Source organism: Actinocrinis sp., assembly GCF_035605935.1.
In the GTDB taxonomy this organism is placed as follows: Bacteria; Actinomycetota; Actinomycetes; order Streptomycetales; family Catenulisporaceae; genus Actinocrinis.
Map to the genome: position 1 here is coordinate 1 of NZ_DATNGK010000170.1, position 3,539 is coordinate 3,539.

Sequence of the window (3,539 nt, forward strand, 5' to 3'; positions counted from 1 at the left end):
GGGTGCGTGGCGGCCATCCATCGTCAAGACCGTGGCGTCGCGGGGAGAGGGCATCAGCGAGCTTCGCGCCGCCCTCGAGAAGCACCGGGAGTGGATGATTCGGCACGGGGAACTTGACCGGCGTCGAATCGCGCGGGCGGCGGCGGAGATCGAGGCGATCGCCGTCGCTCACCTCCGGGATCGGATCACTGCGGTACACGGCTCGGCGGCCTTGTCGGCGTCGGCCGCCCGGGTGGTGGCTGGGGAGACGGACCCGTACACAGCGGCATCCGATCTGGTCGCGGCGCTCGCGAAGTAGCGGCACGGCGCTCGCGCGGTCTCTATCGGCGCCTACGGCCAGCGCCGGGATCAAGCTCGGTCAGGCCGAGCGTCAGGCCGCGCAGGCGATCGGTCTCGTCTTCGATGCGGTCCAGCGCCCAGGTGTCCGCTACCCCGGAGCTGGCCGCTACCGCGTCGGCGGCCGTCAGCACGAGCCGTCCATGGGCAGCGACACCGGCGTCGAGTCGGGTGACGAGGGCGGCGACCGCCGGGTCGCTCCGCCGGCCGGCGCGGCTCGTCCGCGCCGACGCCGCTTCGATCGCGACGACCCGAGCGGCGCACTGTCGCAGGGCGTTCGCGGCGTCGGCCGCGGCGACAGCCGTGTACGCGGCCGGCTCGCCGAGCAATCCGAGAAGCTGTCTGAGCGCGACCTCGTCGGCATCCAGTCGATCGATAGCCGGCCGGGCGGCTGAGCCGCGCGGCGGACGCATCGGTCGCGGCGCCGGAATCGGCAGTTGGTGCACGTGCCAGGCGTGGCGGGAGGCCGTCGCGGTGACCCAGGCGCCCCCAGCTGACACCGCGGCCAGACAGGCTCCTGCGATCGGATCGCCGGTCACGATGGCCTGAGCGGCGAGACCGCCCAGCACCGCGGTCGGAACCGCGCGCAAGGCCACGCCCCATCTTGCTCGACGCTGCCGGCGCCGCAGCCGTAACCCGGGGTCCCGCATCCGGGCCAAGCTCACCCGAGCGCCGGCGGCCAGGTCGACCGCCCGCTGTCGGGTCACCGTCGCACGGACCGGCTTGCGAGCCACCGTCCGATCATGCCTGAGCGCCGGCCGTCTTACCACGGGTGGTCGATTGACCGATGGCCTCGGCCGACTCCTCGACCTCCAGCAGCGACGCTTGCCGTTGCGCGCGCTCGTACGCCGCGTGACCGCCGCGAATCCCGAACAGGCGCTTTGACACCAGCAGATACACCACTGCCGCGACGTTGACGATCAATGCGACGACGCGCAACCAGGTGATCTTCTCGGTAAGTTCGTACACCTCGAGAGGGATGAACAATGACGTGGCGACAACGGCGAAATATTCACCCCACCGCTTGAGCAGCCACAGACCGACCCCCTCGAACAGTTGCAAGACTCCGTAAAAGATCAAGAAAGCGGCGACGAGGTCCAGTGTGGTCGGGCTCGCATTGAGCGCGTTCTCGACTGCCCGCACCAAGCCGGAGTCCGACACGTTGAATTTGATCTGGTCGAAGAACGGCTTCAGCGCTCGCAGGTCCTGGTTGACGAGGTCTTTGATGCTGACTTGACTGCTTTCCACTCGTAGAACAGCGATGCCAAGCAGGAGGATGATGGTGCCGCGAACCCATCGTTCGACGGCCAGCAGGCGCAGGATGAACGCGGAGCGCAACGCCTTGCCGCGAAGCAGCATCGGAGCGTGGTCGGCCGGACCGCTGCCATCCGGTGGGCCGAGGACGTAAGTACCGCAGCGCAGGCACCGCCACGCCTCGCCCAACGGTGTGCTCGCTTCGAGCCTGGCCCGCAGAGGTGGTTCGTCTGGCGCGTAGGTCACGTGACCCTTGCGCGAGCACGTCCGCAGGTTCCAATCCACTCCGGCCAGCCTATGGGTTAGCTCAGGTCAGGAGGCCGGTCTGCGTTCTGTTCGGCTCGGCGGGTCAGCAGAACGCGTCGGGGTCAGCGGAAGGCGTCTATGCCCGTGAGCGCCTGCCCCAGAACGAGCGTGTGCACCTCGTGCGTGCCTTCGTAGGTGTACACGGTCTCGAGGTTAAGGGCATGCCGGAGTACCGGGTATTCCGTCGTGATGCCGCTCCCGCCCAGGATGCTGCGCGCCTCCCGGCAGATCTCCAATGCCGCCCGGACGTTAGCGAACTTGCCGAAACTCACCTGCTGCGACGTAAGGCGCCCGGCATCCTTCAGCTCGGCCAGTCGCCGCGCGGTGAGCTCGGCCTGGTTCAACGACACGGCGAGCTCGGCGAGCTTGCGTTGCGTCAACTGAAAGCCTGCGATGGGCCGCCCGAACTGGGTCCGGGTTCCGGCGTAGTCGAGCGTGGCGGCCAACGCGTCGCGCGCGGCGCCGGTTACCCCGCACACGATGCCGAAGCGCGCCTCGGACAGGCAACCTAGTGGCGCCCGAAGTCCGGCTGCTTCCGGCAGCTGCGCGTCAGCCGGTAGCCGGACCTCGTTGAAATGCAGTGAGCTCGTCACCGACGCCCGCAGCGAGAGCTTGTGATGCACGTCCGCAACGTCGAAGCCAGGCGTCCCCGGTTCGACGAGGAAGCCGCGAATACCGTCGTCGGTTCGGGCCCACACCACGGCGATGTCGGCGACCGAACCGTTGGTGATCCACATCTTCGAGCCGTTGAGCACCCAGTCCGACCCGTCACGCACTGCGCGGGTGCGCATCGAGCCGGGATCGGATCCGGAGTCGGCCTCAGTCAGGCCGAAGCACCCAATTGCTTCGCCCGCAGCCATGTGGGGCAGCCAGCGCTGTTTTTGTTCCTCGCTGCCGTAGGCGTAGATCGCATACATGGCGAGCGAGCCCTGCACGCTGATCAGCGACCGCAGCCCGCTGTCCACGGCCTCGACTTCCGCGCAGACCAGCCCGTATTGGGCCGCCGTCGAGCCTTGGCAGCCGTAGCCGGACAGGTGCATGCCAAGAACGCCGAGCTCGCCGAAGTCGCGGGCCAGCTCTCGTGCGGGCAGGGTGCCAGCCTCGTACCAGTCCCGGATGTTCGGCCGGAGCCGGTCGTCGGCGAACTTGCGCACCGTGTCACGGAGCAGCCGATTGTCGTCGGACAGATCGGCATCGAGGCCGAGCAGGTCCAAGCGATCCAGCGCATCAGTCATGAGGAGCCGTCCTCCGCGAGCATCGCGAGGATCGTACGGCCCGAGGGCGGGGTCCCCGCGAAATCGCGCGAGCGATCCGGGGTCCCTGCGAAATCGCGCAGCGATTTCGTGGGGTGGTTTCGTGGAGTGGTTTGTGGGGTGGCGATGGCGTTCGCTCGTGATCAACCTTCAGTTGTTTGCGGGGACAGCTAACCGGCTCGGGCCTGTTGGGCGCGCCAGCGGGCGAGGAGCGCCGGCATCTCGGTCTGCAGGAATTCGAAGAACGCGAGTGACTCCGACAGCCTCCGTCCCGCGTCGGACGTTGGCCCGACTGCTTCGACTCCGGCCCTGGTCGTCGCGATCCACTTGTCGAGTACTTGCTCTCGCCGCGCGACCATTTCATACCAGCTGTCATTCCCGAAGACGTAG

At 68.0% G+C, this 3,539-nt stretch carries 3 protein-coding genes and 2 pseudogenes; 1 reads left to right on the forward strand and 4 read right to left on the reverse strand.

The window, feature by feature from the left end; genetic code table 11:
* Positions 1 to 298 (forward strand): annotated as a pseudogene (locus VN779_RS14085) (methylmalonyl Co-A mutase-associated GTPase MeaB); the annotation flags it as partial.
* Positions 299 to 320: 22 nt separating this feature from the next.
* On the opposite strand, the gene pspM reads toward VN779_RS14085, so the two are convergent.
* The 4 genes and pseudogenes from pspM to VN779_RS14105 form a co-directional block, all read right to left on the reverse strand.
* Positions 321 to 1,070, reverse strand: a complete 750-nt coding sequence (pspM, locus tag VN779_RS14090) for a phage shock envelope stress response protein PspM (protein ID WP_325723312.1) — start codon at positions 1,068 to 1,070, stop codon at positions 321 to 323.
* A 7-nt stretch (positions 1,071 to 1,077) separates the two neighbouring features.
* Positions 1,078 to 1,875: a DUF2127 domain-containing protein gene (locus VN779_RS14095; protein ID WP_325723314.1), complete on the reverse strand. Its 798-nt coding sequence runs from the start codon at positions 1,873 to 1,875 to the stop codon at positions 1,078 to 1,080.
* Positions 1,876 to 1,958: 83 nt separating this feature from the next.
* Entirely contained in the window at positions 1,959 to 3,131 is a 1,173-nt protein-coding gene (locus tag VN779_RS14100) for an acyl-CoA dehydrogenase family protein (protein ID WP_349260789.1), read from the reverse strand.
* A 188-nt stretch (positions 3,132 to 3,319) separates the two neighbouring features.
* A pseudogene (locus tag VN779_RS14105) lies at positions 3,320 to 3,539 on the reverse strand (MarR family transcriptional regulator); the annotation flags it as partial.

What these genes read in the sequence shown, in the direction of transcription:
- VN779_RS14100 (WP_349260789.1), bottom strand. Translation starts at nt 3,131, where the DNA reads ATGACTGATGCGCTGGATCGCTTGGACCTGCTCGGCCTCGATGCCGAT.